Genomic DNA, 15,938 nt, shown 5'->3' with positions numbered 1-15,938 from the left:
GCCGGCAGCTATGAGCGCGTCGACGTGCCGCCGGCGAAGATCGCCGCCTTCGTCGCCCGCATCCGGTCCGGCGAATTCGCCGGCGGCAATGTCACGGTGCCGAACAAGGAAGCCGTGCTGCCGCTGCTCGACCATGTCGGCGATACGGCGCGGCGCATGGGCGCGGTCAACACCATCTGGCATGAGGGCGGCCGGCTCCATGGCGACAATACCGACGCCTTCGGCTTCCTCGCCCATCTCGACGATTGCGTGCCGGGCTGGGAGGGCCGCGTCACGACCGCGCTGATCCTGGGCGCCGGCGGCGCGGCGCGTGCCGTGATCCACGGCCTCGCCGAGCGCGGTGTCGGCCGCATCCTGCTGGTCAATCGCAGCGCCGGGCGGGCCGAAGAGCTCGCTGCCGATTTCGGCGCCGGCGTCGAAGCCCGCGCCTGGGAGGAGGGCACCGCTCTCGTTGCGGCGAGCGATCTGATCGTCAACACCACCTCGCTCGGCATGCAGGGCCAGCCGCCGCTTGATCTCGACCTTTCCGGCCTGCGGCCGGGCACGATCGTCGACGATATCGTCTATGTGCCGCTGGAGACGCCGCTGCTGGCGCAGGCACGGGCGCGCGGCGGCGTGCCGGTCGACGGGCTCGGCATGCTGCTGCACCAGGCGATCCCCGGCTTCGAGCGCTGGTTCGGTGTGCGCCCGCAGGTCACGCCGGCGCTGCGGGCAAGGCTCGAAGCCGACATCCCGCTGGCATAGGCGCATGGCACGATGACCTTCCTGCTCGGAATGACCGGCTCGATCGGCATGGGAAAATCGACCACCGCGGCGATGTTCCGTGCCGAGGGCGTGCCGGTCCACGATGCCGACCAGGCCGTGCATCGGCTCTATGGCGGTGCGGCTGCCCCGGCGATCGAGGCGGCCTTTCCCGGCGTCGTCGTCGACGACGCGGTCGACCGCACCCGGCTTTCGGCGGCCGTGATCGGCCGGCCGGAAGCGCTGGCCAGGCTCGAGGAAATCATCCATCCGCTGGTCCGCGCCGAGGAGCAGGCTTTCCTGGCGCAATGCCGCAAGGATGGCGCCGAAGTCGCGGTGCTCGATATCCCGCTCCTGTTCGAGACCGGCGGCGAGACCCGCTGCGATGCCGTCGTCGTGGTCACCGCCCCCGCCGAGGTCCAGCGGGCGCGGGTGCTCGCCCGGCCCGGCATGGCCCTGGAGAAGCTCGAGGCCATTCTCGCCCGGCAGATGCCGGATGCGCAGAAGCGCCGGCGCGCCCACTTCCTTGTGGACACCTCGCGCGGCCTGCTGGCGGCGCGGCGGCAGGTCCGCTCTATCCTCGTGGCGGTTGCCGGCCGCTTCGGCCACGGCGAGCGGAGAGGCTGAGCGTGCGCGAGATCGTCCTCGATACGGAGACCACCGGCGTCGAACCGCTGAAGGGTGACCGCATCGTCGAGATCGGCTGCGTCGAGCTCGTCAACCATTGCCCGAGCGGCCGCAACTACCACGTCTACATCAATCCCGAGCGGAACATGCCGGAAGGCGCCTTCAGGGTGCACGGGCTTTCCGAAGCTTTCCTCTCCGACAAGCCGGTCTTCGCTGGGGTCGCCGGCGAGTTCGCCGCCTTCATCGCGGATGCCAAGCTGGTCATTCACAACGCCGCCTTCGATGTCGGCTTCATCAATATGGAGTTCGGCCGGCTCGGCATGCCTCCGGTCGTTCCGGCGCTCGTCGTCGACACGCTCGCCATGGCACGGCGCAAGCATCCCGGCGCCAGCAACAGCCTCGACGCGCTCTGCTCGCGCTATGGCATCGACAACAGCCGCCGCACCAAGCACGGCGCGCTGCTCGACTCCGAGATCCTGGCCGAGGTCTATATCGAGCTGATCGGCGGCAAGCAGACGAGCCTCGGCCTCGGCATGAACATGGCCGGAAGCCCGGGCGCCGGCCTTGCCGGCGTCATCGAGCGGCCGGTCAGGCTGCGCCCGCTGGCGCCGCGGCTCTCGGATGAGGAGCGCGCGGCGCACGAGGCCTTTGTCGCCAAGCTCAAGACCCCGCTCTGGCGCGGCTATCTCGGCCTGGCCGAGGAGGCGTGACCGTCTGCCGTCATTGCGAGCGAAGCGAAGCAATCCAGAAGGTCTCGCTCTGCCGCCCCTGGATTGCTTCGGCGGCGAAAGCCGCCTCGCAATGACGACGGTCGACGGCGCGGCGTCTTACGGACCCTGCTTCCGGCTCGCACGCCGCGACAGCATGTTCAGCCCCTCGATCAGCGCCGAGAAGGCCATGGCGGCGTAGATGTAGCCCTTGGGCACATGCGCGCCGAAACCCTCGCCGATCAGCGTGCCGCCGATCATCAAGAGGAAGCCGAGCGCCAGCATCACGATCGTCGGGTTCTTGTCGATGAAGCGCGCCAGCGGGTCGGCCGCGAGCAGCATCACCAGCACGGCGACGACGACGGCGATGACCATCACCGGGATATGGTCGGTCATGCCGACGGCGGTGATGATGCTGTCGATCGAGAAGACCAGGTCGAGCAGCAGGATCTGGAAGATCACGCCGCCGAAGGTCACGGCCGCCGCCGTGCCGCCGTCGAACATGTCGGGCCCGTGATCGGGGTCGACCTTGTGGTGGATCTCCTTGGTCGCCTTCCAGACCAGGAACAGGCCGCCGGCGATCAGGATGAGGTCGCGCCAGGAGAAGGCCTTGCCGAAGACCGAGAACACCGGCGCGGTCAGCTGTACGATGAAGGCGACGGTCGAGAGCAGGCCGAGGCGCAGGATCAGCGCCAGGCCGATGCCGATCCGACGGCCGCGCGAGCGCTGATGCTCCGGCAGCTTGTTGGTCAGGATCGAGATGAAGATCAGATTGTCGATGCCGAGCACGATCTCCATTGCGATCAGCGCCCCGAGAGCCGCCCATACGGTGGGATCGGCGGCAAGTATCATCAGGGCGTCCATCGAAGCTCCGGCAGGATTGTAGAACCGCGCGTCCCGGGTTGGTCCGCGCTTCGGTTCAGGCCGAAATGGGCGCCCTGGCGGCCGTTGCAAGTCGCGGCGCGCGATCAAGGCGCAAAAAAAGAGCCCCGAAGGGCTCTTTTCATATCGGTCGAACGCTGGCCTGCGCCGCTCAGGAGGCCGGAGTGCCCGGCTGCGGCTGCTGGTTCTGCAGCTCCTCGACGCGCTGGCGATAGAGCTGGGCGAAGTCGATCGGGTCGATATAGAGCGGCGGGAAGCCGCCATTGCGCACCGCATCGGCGACGATCTGCCGCGCGAAGGGGAAGAGCAGGCGAGGGCAGTCGATCATCACCACCGCATGCAGCTGTTCCTGCGGCACGCCGAGGATGCGGAACACGCCGGCATAGCTCAGCTCGAAGGCGAACAGGGTCTCGTTATTGGTGGTCGCCTTGCCTTCCAGGGTCAGGACCGCCTCGAACTCGGTCTCGCCCAGCGCGTTCGCGGTGACGTTGACCTGCAGGCTGATCTGCGGACCCTGCTGCTGCTGCCCGGTGAGGGAGCGTGGCGCGTTCGGGTTCTCGAACGAGAAGTCCTTGATGTACTGGACAAGCGTGTTGAGGCTCGGCCCCTGCTGGTTGGCGTCGCCCGCGCCATTGCCGTTTTCGTTGGCCATCGGTCCCATCGTCTTCTGGCGGCCCTGACGGAAACTCCGCCTATGACGGAAATTGTCCGCCGTGCCGCTCTCGCCGGACCCGCGTCGGCTATCACGGAAGCCGGTGCCGGCACAAGCAGACCCCTCAGAACCCTCAGAACCCTTGTCCGCGCCGGGGGGTGGATGTTACGAGCCTCAGTCACCATATCCCGCTGGGAGATGGGCGATGGCCGCGCGCCCGCTTGCGTAATCGTGTTTTCGAGGTTCGGATCAGCCGTCGATGCAAAATTTCGATATGACGACTCTGGTCTTCCTGGCCCTGGCCGTTTTCGTTGCCTGGAAGCTGCGTTCCGTGCTCGGCCAGAAGACCGGGCATGAGAAGCCGCCGGCCGATCCGTTCCAGCGGCGCGAGACGCCGCCGCTGCGGCCCGACCAGGCGCCGCCGGCCGATGCGCGCCGCGACAACGTCATTCGCCTGCCGGGCGCCGCGAACGACCCGACCGCCGATGATGTTCCCGCCGCCGAGCGCTGGAAGGACATCGCTCCGGCGGATTCGCCGATCATCGCCAGCATCGAGGAAATCGTCCGCCAGGAACCCGGCTTCGATCCGCACGGCTTCCTGGGCGGCGCCAAGGCCGCCTATGAGACGATCGTCACCGCCTTCGCCCGCGGCGACCGCAAGATGCTGAAGGGGCTGCTCGCCAAGGAGGTCTATGAAGGCTTCGAGCAGGCGATCGGCGAGCGCGAGAAGCGCGGCGAGAAGGCCGAATCCAACTTCGTCTCGATCGACAAGGCCCAGATCACCGCGGCCGACGTGAAGGGCAAGACCGCCCAGGTCACCATCGCCTTCGTCTCGCAGCTGATCAGCGTCGTCCGCGACGCCCAGGGCAATGTCGTCGACGGCAGCGCCGACAGCGTCTCCGAGGTCAATGACGTCTGGACCTTCTCGCGCCAGCTCGGCAGCCGTGATCCGAACTGGCTGCTGGTCGCGACCGAATCGGCCGCGTGATTCGTGCCGCCGGTCTCGTTCTGGGGCTCTGGGCCGCAGGCGTACCGGCCATGACCGTCAGCGCCGCCAGCGCCCCTCCCCTCCCCGCCGGCGCCCGGATCGAGGCGGTCGCGGCCGGCGCTATCCCCGGCTGGGCGCAGGACGATCAGCGCATCGTGCTGCGCCTGTTCGCGCAGGGCTGTGAGACCGACCCGCCGCTGCGCCAGGGCGTAGCCTCGACACCCGGGCTGCCCGCGCTCTGCACCGAGGCGGCTGCCCTGCTGAAGGCCGGCGAACCCGACCGCGCGGCGGCCAGGAATTTCTTCGAAAGCCGCTTCTCGTTCTGGCGGGTCCTGCCGGACGCGTCGCCGCGCGGCTTCATGACCGGTTATTTCGAGCCCGAATTCGAGGGCTCGCTGACCCGCAGCGCCGCCTTCCCGACGCCGCTCTACGGCCGCCCGGCCGATCTGGTGACGAAGATGCCGGGCGATGACTGGCCGGGCTTCGATCCGGCCCTGACCTCGGCGCGGCGTGGCGCACGCGGCCTCGAACCCTTTCCCGACCGTGCCGCGATCGAGGACGGCCTGCTCGACGGCCAGGGCCTCGAAATCCTCTGGATGCGCGATCCGGTCGACCGCTTCGTGCTGCAGGTCCAGGGTTCCGGCCGGATCAGGCTGCCCGACGGCACCGTGACGCGCCTGGTCTATGCCGGCCGCAATGGCCACCCCTACACCTCGCTCGGCCGCGAGCTCAGCCGCCGCGAGAACATCCCGCCGGCGCAGATGACCATGGACCGGCTGGTGGCGCGGCTGAAGGCGGACGCCGATTTCGCGCGCGAACTGATCCGGCTCAACCGTTCCTTCGTCTTCTTCGCCCGCCGCGACGATCTTCCGCCCGATTCGGGGCCGATCGGCGCCGCCGGCCTGCCCTTGACGCCATTGCGCAGCATCGCCGTCGACCGCACCGTCTGGCCTTATGGCACACCCGCGTGGATCGCCGGCGAGATCCCGGACGGCAGCGGCGGTTCGGAAGCCCTGTCGCGGCTCGTGCTGGCGCAGGATACCGGTTCGGCGATCGTCGGCCCGGCGCGGGTCGATCTGTTCGTCGGCTCGGGCCCGCAGGCAGGGCATCGCGCCGGCCTGATTCGCCACCCGTTCGACCTGATCGTGCTCTGGCCGCGCGAGCGGGGGCGCTGAGACGATGCCGCGCCGCCGAGGCAAATTGCTGTCCGAGGCCGAGATCGCGCTCTGGCGCCAGGTCGCACGCACGGTGAAGCCCCTGCCCGGCCGCAAGGCCGTCGAGCCGGAGCCGGAGCTTCCGGCGCCGGTCCTGCCTCTGGAAGCTCCGGCGCTGGCCGTTGCCGCGCCGAGAGTCATGGCACCGAAACCGGCGCAACCGCCGCTCGCGCCGCTGGAACGGCGGCTACGCACCCAGCTTCGCCGCGGCCAGCAGAGCGTCGAGGCGGCGATCGACCTGCACGGCATGCGTCAGGACGAGGCCCATGCGGCGCTGCGTGGCTTCCTGCGGGTCCAGCAGATGCGCGGCGCCAAGCTGGTGCTGGTCGTGACCGGCAAGGGCGGGCTTGGCGATTCCGGTTTCGGCACGGAACGCGGCGTCCTGCGCCGCAACGTCCCGCATTGGCTCAGCCTGGCCGATCTGCGCCCGCTGGTGCTCGGCTTCGACGAGGCCGAGCAGCGCCATGGCGGGACAGGCGCGCTCTATATCCGCCTGCGCCGCGTTCGCGAGCCGCACAGGTGACGCCCTATGGCCGCCGGGTCCGCGAGCTGCGCGCCGCGCGCGGCGTCACCCTGGCGCAGATGGCGCAGGCGCTCGGCGTCACGCCGGCCTATCTCTCGGCGCTCGAGCACGGCAAGCGCGGCCAGCCGACCTTCAGCCTGATCCAGGGCGCCATCCATGTCCTCGGCATCATCTGGGACGAGGCCGACGAGCTGATCCGCCTTGCCGATCTCTCGCATCCGCGCGTCACCGTCGATACGGCGGGGCTTGAGCCGGAGGCGACGCTGTTCGCCAACCGGCTCGCCCGCGAGATCGAATGGCTCGGCCCGTCCGATCTGGCGGCGCTTTCCTCGATCCTCGACAGCGCCGCCCGCCGCCGCGGCGGCGCTTGACCGGACCTGCGCCCAATGCGACACGCCCGCCCATCCCTCAACTTCCGGAACGCCCCATGACCTCCAAGCGCTACGACGTGCTCGCCCTCGGCAACGCCATCGTCGACGTCATCGCCACGGCCGAGGAGGATTTCCTCGCCAATCACGGGCTGGTCAAGGGCTCGATGGCGCTGATCGACGAAGCCCGCGCCGAAGCGCTTTATGCCGCGATGGGTCCCGGAAAAGTCATCTCCGGCGGCTCGGCCGCCAATACCATCGCCGGCCTCGCCTCCTTCGGTGGCAAGGGCGCCTTCATCGGCAAGGTCAAGGCCGACGAGCTCGGCGGGCTCTACCGGCATGACCTGACGTCGCAAGGCGTCGCCTTCGACACGGCGGCGGCGACGGACGGCCCGGCGACGGCGCGCTCCTTCATCATCGTCACCCCCGATGGCGAGCGCACGATGAACACCTATCTCGGCGCCTGCCAGGGCCTCTCCCCCGCCGATGTCGACGCGGCGACGGTCGAGAACGCCGACATCGTCTATCTCGAAGGCTATCTCTGGGATCCGCCGGCGGCCAAGGACGCCTTCCGCAAGGCCTCCGAGATCGCCCACAAGGCGGGCGGGCGCGTCGCCATTACCCTCTCGGATTCCTTCTGCGTCGACCGCTATCGCGGCGAGTTCCTCGGCCTGGTGCGCAACCGCATGGTCGATCTCGTCTTCGCCAACGAGCACGAACTCAAGAGCCTCTACGAGACTGCCGATTTCGATACGGCGCTGGCGGCCCTGCGGGCCGAGAACGTGCTGGCCGTCGTCACGCGCTCGGAGAATGGTGCGCTCGCCGTGACGCCGGACGGCATCGTCGCCGAACCGGTCTTCCCGATCGAGCGTCTGGTCGACGCGACCGGCGCCGGCGATCTCTTCGCGGCGGGCTTCCTGTTCGGCCTGACCTCGGGCCGCGAGACGCGCGATTGCCTGCGGCTCGGCGCGCTCGCGGCGGCCGAGATCATCAGCCATGTCGGCGCCCGCCCGGATGTCGGCCTGAAGACGCTCGCCGGCAATAACGGCCTGCTCTGAGGCCATTTCCGGATCAAACGCGTCGTCATTCCGGCCGTAGCGAAGCGGAGCGCCGGAATCCATCGAAGGGTGTTGCGCCTTACGATGGATTCCGGATCTGCGCCGCTTCGCGGCTTGTCCGGAATGACGGCGGGCCCGTTGGCCTCAGGCCGCGCGCTGCAGCCCCATGGCACCCCAGATCGCGCTCAGCGCCTGGACCAGGGTCTCGATGTCCTCGTCCGAATGCAGCGGCGTCGGCGTGATGCGCAGGCGCTCGGTGCCGCGCGGCACGGTCGGATAATTGATCGGCTGGACGTAGAGGGCGAAGCGCTCGAGCATCTCGTCGCTGATCTGCTTGCAGCGCGCGGCGTCGCCGACCATCACCGGCACGATATGGCTGGGATTGGCCAGATGCGGGATGCCGGCCTCGTCGAGGCGGCGGCGCAGCGTCGCGACGCGGTCCTGCTGGCGCTCGCGCTCGAGCGAGCTCGCCTTGAGATGGCGGATCGCGGCCAGCGCGCCGGCAGCGAGCGTCGGCGGCAGCGAGCTCGAGAAGATGAAGCCGGAGGCGAAGCTGCGGATGAAGTCGCAGAGCGCGGCCGAGCCGGTGACGTAGCCGCCCATCACGCCGAAGGATTTCGCCAGCGTGCCCTCGATCAGGTCGAGCCGGTGGGTCAGGCGCTCGCGCTCGCTGACGCCGCCGCCGCGCGGCCCGTAGAGGCCGACGGCGTGGACCTCGTCGATATAGGTCATCGCCCCGAATTCCTCGGCGATGTCGCAGAAATCGGCGATCGGCGCGATGTCGCCATCCATCGAATAGACCGATTCGAAGGCGATCAGCTTCGGCCGGGCCGAGTCCATGGCCTGCAGCTTGCGGCGCAGGTCGGCAGGGTCGTTATGGGCGAAGATCGCCTTCTCGGCGCGCGAATGGCGGATGCCCTCGATCATCGAGGCATGGTTCAGCGCATCGGTCAGGACGATGCAGCCGGGGATGCGCGAGGCCAGCGTCGAGAGCGAGGCCCAGTTCGACATGTAGCCGGAATTGAACAGCAGCGCCGCTTCCTTGCCGTGCAGGTCGGCAAGCTCGCGCTCGAGCAGGATATGGTAGTGATTGGTGCCGGCGATGTTGCGCGTGCCGCCGGCGCCGGCGCCGCAGCCTTCGATCGCCTCATGCATGGCGGCGAGCACCACCGGGTGCTGGCCCATGCCGAGATAATCGTTCGAGCACCAGACGGTGACCTCGCGCGGCCCGCCGCCGCCGTGGAAGGTCGCGCGCGGGAACCTGCCGGCGCAGCGCTCCAGATCGGCGAAGACCCGGTAGCGGCCCTCCTTGCGGAGTTCGCCCAGCTCCTCGCGGAAAAAGCTCTCGAAATCCATCGCAACCTCCTGCGCGGCCACTCATTGTGCATTGTGCGCCGCAGGTAAAGGCGCAGCAATGTCGCGGCGGACGGCGAGACCGGCCCGAGCACCGGATCGGACCCGCCTTGTGCCGCGCCGACCGGCGCGCCCTGAAACCGGCTTCCCATTTCGGGCGATCCGGTCCTAGATCGGCCTCTGGTGAAACGGGGACTGGCCATGGCCGTATCGATCGACGGACGTACGTTGAAGGGCAGACAGGTCGTGCGCGTGGCGCGGCCGGGTGCCTCCGGCCGCTACGAGAAGGCGAGCCTCGCTCCTTCCGCCCGCGCTGCCATCGCCGCGACCCGGGCCCATATCGACGCGCATTTCATGAACGACGACGCGCCGTTCATGTACTCCTTCAACACCGGCGTCGGCCTGTTCAAGGACCAGCGCGTGCTGATGTCGGAGATGACCGAGTACCAGCGCAAGAGCGTCTATGCCCACGCCACCGGCGTCGGCGAGCCCTTCCCGGAGGATGTCACGCGCGCCACCATGCTGCTGCGCGCCAACGCCTTCGCCTCGAATTATTCCGGCCCGCAGGTCGAGCTGGTCGAGCGCCTGCTGGCCTGCCTGAATGCCGGCGTGCACCCGGTCATCCCGCAGAAGGGTTCGGTCGGCGCCTCGGGCGATCTCGCGCCGCTCGCCCATATGTCGGCGGCGATCTGCGGCTTCACCGAGGCGGAAGCGCTCTACAAGGGCAGGCGCATGCCGGCCCGCGACGCCCTGGCCAAGGCCGGGCTCTCGCCGGACTTCCCGCTCGGCGCCAAGGATGCCTCGGCCCTGATCAACGGCTCGACCGTCTCGCTGGCGCTCGGCGTGCTCGCGACCGAGGATGCGCGGCGCCTGATCAAGGCGGCCGATATCGCCCTGGCGCTCTCGCTCGAGGCGATGCGCGGCGAGCTTGCCGCCTTCGACCCGCGCGTCCATGCCGCCCGCCCCCATCCCGGCCAGGCGCTGGTCGCCCGCAACCTCCTGAAGCTGACGCAAGGCTCGCAGCGCTGCTCGGCCTCGGCCCGCGAGACGATCTATCCCGACGAGATCGGCCGCGTGCCCGGCAAGCCGCCGGCGCCGCGCGTGCAGGACGTCTATTCGCTGCGCTGCGCCCCGCAGGTTCACGGCCCGGCCCGCGAGGCGCTGGATTATGTCTCGCGCATCATCGCGACCGAGACCAATTCGGCGACCGACAACCCGCTGATCTTCCCCGAGGGCAAGGGCTACCAGGTGATCTCGGGCGGCCATTTCCACGGCCAGTATGTGGCGCAGGCGATGGATCTGCTCGCCATCGCCATGACCGATCTCGGTTCGATCTGCGAGCGCCGCCTCGCAAGGCTGATCGACCCGACGCTGAGCTATGGCCTGCCGCGCAACCTGCTCGCCGGCAAGCGCGGGCTGAACACCGGCTTTGCCACCGTGCAGTGCTCGCTGTCGGCGCTGGTGATGGAGAACCGCACGCTGTCATCGCCCGGCTCGGTCGATTCGATCCCCGGCAAGTCGAACGCCGAGGACCATGTCTCGAACTCGACCTGGTGCGGCCGCAAGGCGCGCACCATCGTCGAGAATGTCGAGATGATCATCGCCGGGGAGATCCTGATGGCCTGCCAGGCGCTGTCGCTGATCGCCGAGACGGCAAAAGCCCATCCGCTCGGCAAGGGCACGCAGGCCGCGCTCGACGCGCTGCGCGAGACGATCCCGCCGGCGCTCGACGGCGACCGCTGGTATGCCGCCGAGATGAACCAGGCTACGGCGCTGGTCCGTTCGGGGGCGATCGTCGAGGCGGTCGAGGCGGTAGTGGGAGCGTTGGAGTAAGGCTCGGGGAACCCCTCTCCTGGAAGGAGAGGGGCAGGGGTGAGGTGTTCGGACTGGAAACGTTCGACCCGAACCCAACCACGCGGTCAGCACTCGCGGAACTGGTCAGACAGCCTATACCTCACCCTACCCTCTCCTTACAGGAGAGGGTTTCCGCGCTTTTATGATCGCGGTCGAGCAATCCCGCTCAATACAGCGTCGCCCTCACCCGCTCCGGCAGCGCCTTGTCATAGGCCTCGCCGTCGAAGGCCTCCGCTGCGGCCTGGCGCGCCGTGATCTCGCGCAGGATCGTGCCGGCGCTCGGCAGGCTGCTCTTCGGGACCTGGGCGGCCGGGTTCCAGAGATCGGCCCGGACCACCGCGCGCGAGCATTGGAAGTACACCGCCTCGACCGAAACGACGATGACGCAGGCCGGCAGCTTCCCGGCCATTTCGAAGCGCGCGCAGAGCTCGGGATCGGTCGAGAGCGTCGCGGTGCCGTTGACGCGCAGCGTTTCGCCGAAACCGGGGATCAGGAAGAGCATTCCGATTCGATTGTCGAACAGGATATTCTTCAATGAATCGAGACGGTTATTGCCTCTTCGGTCCGGAATCAGCAGCGTTTTCGCGTCGCTGACCGTAACGAAGCCCGGCAGATCCCCGCGCGGCGAGCAATCCAGCCCGTCCGGACCATTGGTGGCGAGCACGAAAAACGGCGATGCGGCGATCAGCGCCGCATAGTTCGCGTCGACATGATCGATCTCCTTGATGATCGAGGCCGGCGCCAGCGGGTTCGGATAGCGCGCCGCGAGATCGTCGAGCGAGGTGATGCGATGCTGGGGCATGCCGGTCTCCGGATTCGATAAGTCTAGACTATTGCCTTCTCCGGCGGAAAGCCAGAGCCCCGCCCGTCATTGCGAGGAGCGAAGCGACGAAGCAATCCAGAGCCGCCGAGCCAGACCTGCTGCATTGCTTCGCTTCGTCCGCAATGACGGCAAAAAAGAAACGCCCCGCATCCTGCGATGCGGGGCGTCCTGATTCACGTGAAACGCTTTGGGCGTTTCGGCCTCAATCGGCCTGCTGCTTCTCGCGGCTCTTCTCGGCGTCGCGCTGGGCCTTCAGCTTCTCGGTGAGGTCCTCGCCGGTCTGCTGGTCGACGACCTTCATCGACAGGCGGATCTTGCCGCGGTCGTCCTGGCCGAGGAACTTGACCTTGACCTTGTCGCCTTCCTTGACGACGTCCGAGACCTTCTGGACCCGGGCGGCGGCGAGTTCGGAGATATGGACGAGACCGTCCTTGGCGCCGAAGAAGTTCACGAAGGCGCCGAACTCCATGATCTTCACGACGGTGCCGTCATAGATCATGCCCGGCTCGGCCTCGGAGACGATCGACTTGATCCACTTGATCGCCGCTTCGATCGACTTGCCGTCGGCCGAGGCGATCTTGATGGTGCCGTCGTCCTCGATGTTGACCTTGGCGCCGGTCTTCTCGACGATCTCGCGGATGACCTTGCCGCCGGAGCCGATGACTTCACGGATCTTGTCGACCGGGATCTTCATCGTCTCGATGCGCGGGGCATACTCGCCGAGCTGGCCACGCGACACCGAAAGCGCCTTGTTCATCTCGCCGAGGATGTGGTCGCGGCCGCCCTTGGCCTGCTCGAGGGCGACCTTCATGATCTCCTCGGTGATGCCGGCGATCTTGATGTCCATCTGCAGCGAGGTGATGCCCTCGGCCGTGCCGGCCACCTTGAAGTCCATGTCGCCGAGATGGTCCTCGTCGCCGAGGATGTCGGAGAGCACCGCGAAGCGCTCGCCTTCCAGGATCAGGCCCATGGCGATGCCCGCGACCGGTGCCTTCAGCGGCACGCCGGCATCCATCAGGGCGAGCGAGGTGCCGCAGACGGTGGCCATCGAGGAGGAACCGTTCGACTCGGTGATCTCCGAGACGACGCGGATCGTGTAGGGGAATTCCGCCTTCGCCGGCAGCATCGGGCGGATGGCACGCCAGGCGAGCTTGCCATGGCCGATTTCGCGACGGCCGGGCGAACCCATGCGGCCGGCTTCACCCACCGAATAGGGGGGGAAGTTGTAGTGCAGCAGGAAGGTCTCCTTGTAGGTGCCTTCCAGCGAGTCGATGTACTGCTCGTCGTCGCCGGTGCCGAGCGTGGTCACGACCAGCGCCTGGGTCTCGCCGCGGGTGAACAGCGAGGAACCGTGGGTGCGCGGCAGGATGCCCGCTTCCGCCACGATCTTGCGGACGGTCTTCAGGTCGCGCCCGTCGATGCGGACGCCGTCGTCGAGGATGGTCCAGCGCACGACCTTGGCCTGGGCTTCCTTGAACTGGCCGCCGACCTGCTCCTTGGTGAAGCTGGTCTTGCCGTCCGGCTCGGCCGAGACGAGCGCCTGGACCTTGGCCTTGGCGGCGTCGAGGGCCTTGTAGCGCTCGGCCTTGGTGGTGATCTTGTAGGCGGCACGCAGATCCGCATCGACCAGCTTGAGCACGGCGTCGAGCACGACCGAATTATCGGCCGGCACGTAGTCGCGCGGCTCCTTGGCGGCCTTCTCGGCCAGGCGGATGATCGCGTCGATCACCGGCTGGAAGTGCTTGTGGCCGAACATCACGGCGCCGAGCATGATCTCTTCCGAGAGCTGCTTGGCTTCCGACTCGACCATCAGCACGGCGTCGGGCGTGCCGGCGACGACCAGGTCGAGCTCCGATTCCTTGATCTCGTCGACCAGCGGGTTGAGCTTGTAGGCACCGTCGAAATAGCCGACGCGGGCGGCGCCGACCGGGCCCATGAAGGGCACGCCGGAGAGCGTCAGCGCGGCGGAGGCGGCGACCATGGCGACGATGTCGGGATCGTTCTCGAGGTCATGCTGCAGCACGGTGCAGACGACCTGCGTCTCGTTGCGGTAGCCGGCGACGAAGAGCGGGCGGATCGGCCGGTCGATCAGGCGCGAGACCAGCGTCTCCTTCTCGGTCGGGCGGCCTTCGCGCTTGAAATAGCCGCCGGGAATGCGGCCGGCGGCGAAGGTCTTTTCCTGGTAGTTCACGGTCAGCGGGAAGAAGTCGATCCCGGCCTTGGGCTCCTTGGCGGAGACGACGGTCGCGAGCACGACCGTCTCGCCATAGGTGGCGAGCACGGCGGCGTCGGCCTGGCGGGCGATCTTGCCGGTTTCGAGCACGAGCTTGCGCCCGCCCCAGATCAGCTCTTCGGTTTGAATGTCGAACATGGATTTTCTTTCGGTCGGATGCGACCCGCCCCGGCGCCCTTTGGCCCATGGGCAAGACGGCAAAACGCTCGGTCGTACATGCTGCCGCGCCGAGCGCTCGGCGATCCTGCCATGGGCGTCGGCGACGCCCGGCGGATCATGCGGAAGGCCGCCCCATGCGGCTGCCGCACTGGATAAGGGTTCGCCGCACCATTGCGGCCGGCCCCTTGAAGGACCGCCCGGAGCGGCGGGGCACCGGGCGGGAATTCCTCTGGCGGTCGATCAGCGGCGGATGCCGAGCTTCTCGATCAGCGTGCGGTAACGGCCTTCGTTCCGGCTCTTCAGGTAGTCGAGCAGCGAACGACGCTGCGAGACCATCTTGAGCAGGCCGCGGCGCGAATGGTTGTCCTTGTGATGGGACTTGAAGTGGCCGGTCAGGTTGTTGATGCGCTCCGTCAGGATCGCGACCTGGACTTCCGGCGAGCCGGTGTCGTTCGGCTTGGTGGCGTGTTCCTTCACGAGCGCGGTCTTGCGCTCAGCAGTAATCGACATCGTGTTTTCCTTCGGTTCGAATGTTGATCTGGCGGGCCTTAGCCGGGATGTCGTCCAGCAGGGTCCGAAGCCCGCACCGCCTCATCGCGGAGGGATGCGCCGCCGGCCCTGGGGCCGGTTGGCTGCGGCATATACACGAAAACACCGGAAAGGCTAGCGCCGCACGCCGGAACCTGCGCCCGCCCCGCTGGTTTGAGTCGCAAGACAGTCATCCCCGGGGACGAAGACCATGCGCCTCTTGCCGAAGGATCGCCTCATCGCCGCGCTCGCCGCCCAGCTCCGGGCCGAGCGCGAAACCCGCGAGGCGCTGCGCGACGTCATCGCCAACGGCCAAGCCGACCGCGAGGTCCTGCTCGCCATCCTTTCCGACCCGGTGCCGGTCGTCACCAGCGACGAGCTGGCACGCGCTGAAGCCTGGCTGCGCGGCCTGCCGCCGGCGCTGCCTGCCTTGAAGGCGGCGTGAGATGGCTCCCCGTCCTGCCTGGAAGGGCTATCTCAAGCTCTCGCTGGTCTCCTGCGCCGTCGAGCTGACCTCGGCGACCGACCATAGCGAGAAGGTCTCCTTCCGCATCATCAACCGCAAGACCGGCAACACCGTCCGCCGGCAATATGTCGACAGCGTCAGCGGCAAGCCGGTTGATCCCGACGATGAGGTCAAGGGCTACGAGATCGAGGGCGACCAGTATCTGCTGGTCGAGGAGGACGAGATCGACGCGGTCCAGATCGAGAGCTCGCATACGCTCTCGATCGAGCAATTCGTCGATCGCGCCGACATCCCGCAGATCTATTTCGACCAGCCCTATTATCTCGGCCCCGCCGATGAGGTCTCGGAAGAGGCCTTCGCCGTGATCCGCGAGGCGATGGAAAAGCAGGACAAGGCCGGCATCGCCCGCATCGTGCTCTACCGCCGCGAGCGGCCGGTGATGATCGAGCCCTTCGACAAGGGGCTGCTGCTGACGACGCTGCGCTACGACAAGACCGTGCGCCAGCCGGACGAGGTCTTCGACGGCCTGCGCAAGGGCAAGCTCGACGAGGAACTGGTCGACCTCGCCACCCATATCATCGCCAAGAAGCAGGCGGAGTTCGACCCGAGCGGCTTCGAGGACCGCTATGAGGAAGCGCTGCTCGCGCTGATCCAGGCCAAGCGCAAGGGCAAGAAGCCGCCGGTCGCCAAGCCGGCCGAGCGGCCGGCCAATGTCGTCAACCTGTTCGACGCGCTGAAGAAGAGCCTGGCCGGCGAGGAGGG

Annotated in this window: 17 protein-coding genes; 11 read left to right on the top strand and 6 right to left on the bottom strand. The window is 68.0% G+C overall.

Translation table 11 applies throughout. The annotated features are described in order from the left end of the window. The 3 genes from V6M56_RS11405 to dnaQ all read left to right on the top strand — a co-directional run. The coding region (locus V6M56_RS11405) for a shikimate dehydrogenase (protein WP_332683761.1) at window positions 1–744 on the top strand (744 nt) is incomplete at its 5' end. A 12-nt stretch (window positions 745–756) separates the two neighbouring features. Further along, complete coding sequence (coaE, locus tag V6M56_RS11400; protein WP_332683760.1) at window positions 757–1,368, top strand: dephospho-CoA kinase; 612 nt, start codon at window positions 757–759, stop codon at window positions 1,366–1,368. Window positions 1,369–1,370: 2 nt separating this feature from the next. Further along, complete coding sequence (gene dnaQ, locus V6M56_RS11395; RefSeq protein ID WP_332683757.1) at window positions 1,371–2,078, top strand: DNA polymerase III subunit epsilon; 708 nt, start codon at window positions 1,371–1,373, stop codon at window positions 2,076–2,078. A 117-nt stretch (window positions 2,079–2,195) separates the two neighbouring features. Here the strand turns inward: dnaQ and V6M56_RS11390 are convergent, their stop codons facing one another. Continuing rightward, window positions 2,196–2,939, bottom strand: coding sequence for a TerC family protein (locus V6M56_RS11390; RefSeq protein ID WP_332683755.1), 744 nt, complete (start codon window positions 2,937–2,939; stop codon window positions 2,196–2,198). A 169-nt stretch (window positions 2,940–3,108) separates the two neighbouring features. Continuing rightward, on the bottom strand, window positions 3,109–3,618 hold the full coding sequence (gene secB / locus V6M56_RS11385) for a protein-export chaperone SecB (RefSeq protein WP_442881137.1): 510 nt from the start codon (window positions 3,616–3,618) through the stop codon (window positions 3,109–3,111). A gap of 250 nt (window positions 3,619–3,868) precedes the next feature. Here secB and V6M56_RS11380 point away from each other — a divergent pair, with 250 nt between their 5' ends. Genes V6M56_RS11380 through V6M56_RS11360 form a run of 5 tightly spaced genes read left to right on the top strand, consistent with a single transcriptional unit; the run spans window position 3,869 to window position 7,760 of the window. Continuing rightward, on the top strand, window positions 3,869–4,597 hold the full coding sequence (locus tag V6M56_RS11380) for a Tim44/TimA family putative adaptor protein (protein ID WP_332683749.1): 729 nt from the start codon (window positions 3,869–3,871) through the stop codon (window positions 4,595–4,597). Window positions 4,598–4,647: 50 nt separating this feature from the next. Next, window positions 4,648–5,772: a murein transglycosylase A gene (gene mltA / locus V6M56_RS11375; protein ID WP_332683747.1), complete on the top strand. Its 1,125-nt coding sequence runs from the start codon at window positions 4,648–4,650 to the stop codon at window positions 5,770–5,772. Window positions 5,773–5,776: 4 nt separating this feature from the next. Further along, window positions 5,777–6,334 (top strand): Smr/MutS family protein, encoded by a 558-nt coding sequence (locus V6M56_RS11370; RefSeq protein ID WP_332683746.1) that lies wholly within the window; start codon window positions 5,777–5,779, stop codon window positions 6,332–6,334. Further along, complete coding sequence (locus V6M56_RS11365; RefSeq protein ID WP_332683744.1) at window positions 6,331–6,705, top strand: helix-turn-helix domain-containing protein; 375 nt, start codon at window positions 6,331–6,333, stop codon at window positions 6,703–6,705. The genes V6M56_RS11370 and V6M56_RS11365 overlap by 4 nt, the downstream gene beginning before the upstream one ends. Before the next feature lie 56 nt (window positions 6,706–6,761). Beyond that, window positions 6,762–7,760: an adenosine kinase gene (locus tag V6M56_RS11360; RefSeq protein ID WP_332683743.1), complete on the top strand. Its 999-nt coding sequence runs from the start codon at window positions 6,762–6,764 to the stop codon at window positions 7,758–7,760. A gap of 144 nt (window positions 7,761–7,904) precedes the next feature. Here V6M56_RS11360 and hemA read toward each other — a convergent pair whose 3' ends face one another. Then, window positions 7,905–9,116 (bottom strand): 5-aminolevulinate synthase, encoded by a 1,212-nt coding sequence (gene hemA, locus V6M56_RS11355; RefSeq protein ID WP_332683741.1) that lies wholly within the window; start codon window positions 9,114–9,116, stop codon window positions 7,905–7,907. 198 nt (window positions 9,117–9,314) lie between these two features. Between hemA and V6M56_RS11350 the strand changes: the two genes are divergently transcribed. Further along, the gene (locus V6M56_RS11350; protein ID WP_332683740.1) at window positions 9,315–10,946 is read left to right on the top strand and encodes an HAL/PAL/TAL family ammonia-lyase; all 1,632 of its coding nucleotides are present in this window, start codon (window positions 9,315–9,317) and stop codon (window positions 10,944–10,946) included. A gap of 187 nt (window positions 10,947–11,133) precedes the next feature. Here V6M56_RS11350 and V6M56_RS11345 read toward each other — a convergent pair whose 3' ends face one another. From V6M56_RS11345 to rpsO, 3 genes are all read right to left on the bottom strand, one after another. Further along, complete coding sequence (locus V6M56_RS11345; RefSeq protein WP_332683738.1) at window positions 11,134–11,769, bottom strand: pyridoxamine 5'-phosphate oxidase family protein; 636 nt, start codon at window positions 11,767–11,769, stop codon at window positions 11,134–11,136. A 223-nt stretch (window positions 11,770–11,992) separates the two neighbouring features. Then, entirely contained in the window at window positions 11,993–14,161 is a 2,169-nt protein-coding gene (gene pnp, locus V6M56_RS11340; protein WP_332683737.1) for a polyribonucleotide nucleotidyltransferase, read from the bottom strand. Window positions 14,162–14,422: 261 nt separating this feature from the next. Beyond that, window positions 14,423–14,692 carry a 30S ribosomal protein S15 gene (gene rpsO / locus V6M56_RS11335; protein WP_332683735.1) on the bottom strand — a complete coding sequence of 90 codons (270 nt, stop codon included), beginning with the start codon at window positions 14,690–14,692 and terminating at the stop codon, window positions 14,423–14,425. Window positions 14,693–14,921: 229 nt separating this feature from the next. Here rpsO and V6M56_RS11330 point away from each other — a divergent pair, with 229 nt between their 5' ends. Then, the gene (locus V6M56_RS11330; RefSeq protein WP_332683734.1) at window positions 14,922–15,155 is read left to right on the top strand and encodes a hypothetical protein; all 234 of its coding nucleotides are present in this window, start codon (window positions 14,922–14,924) and stop codon (window positions 15,153–15,155) included. A gap of 1 nt (window position 15,156) precedes the next feature. Next, on the top strand, window positions 15,157–15,938 hold a 782-nt coding region (gene ku, locus V6M56_RS11325; RefSeq protein WP_332683733.1), incomplete at its 3' end, for a non-homologous end joining protein Ku.

It is taken from the genome of Allobosea sp., from assembly GCF_036675845.1.
Classification (GTDB): domain Bacteria; phylum Pseudomonadota; class Alphaproteobacteria; order Rhizobiales; family Beijerinckiaceae; genus Allobosea.
The sequence above is the reverse complement of the archived record's forward strand: the minus strand, read 5'-3'. Positions and strand labels throughout refer to the sequence as shown.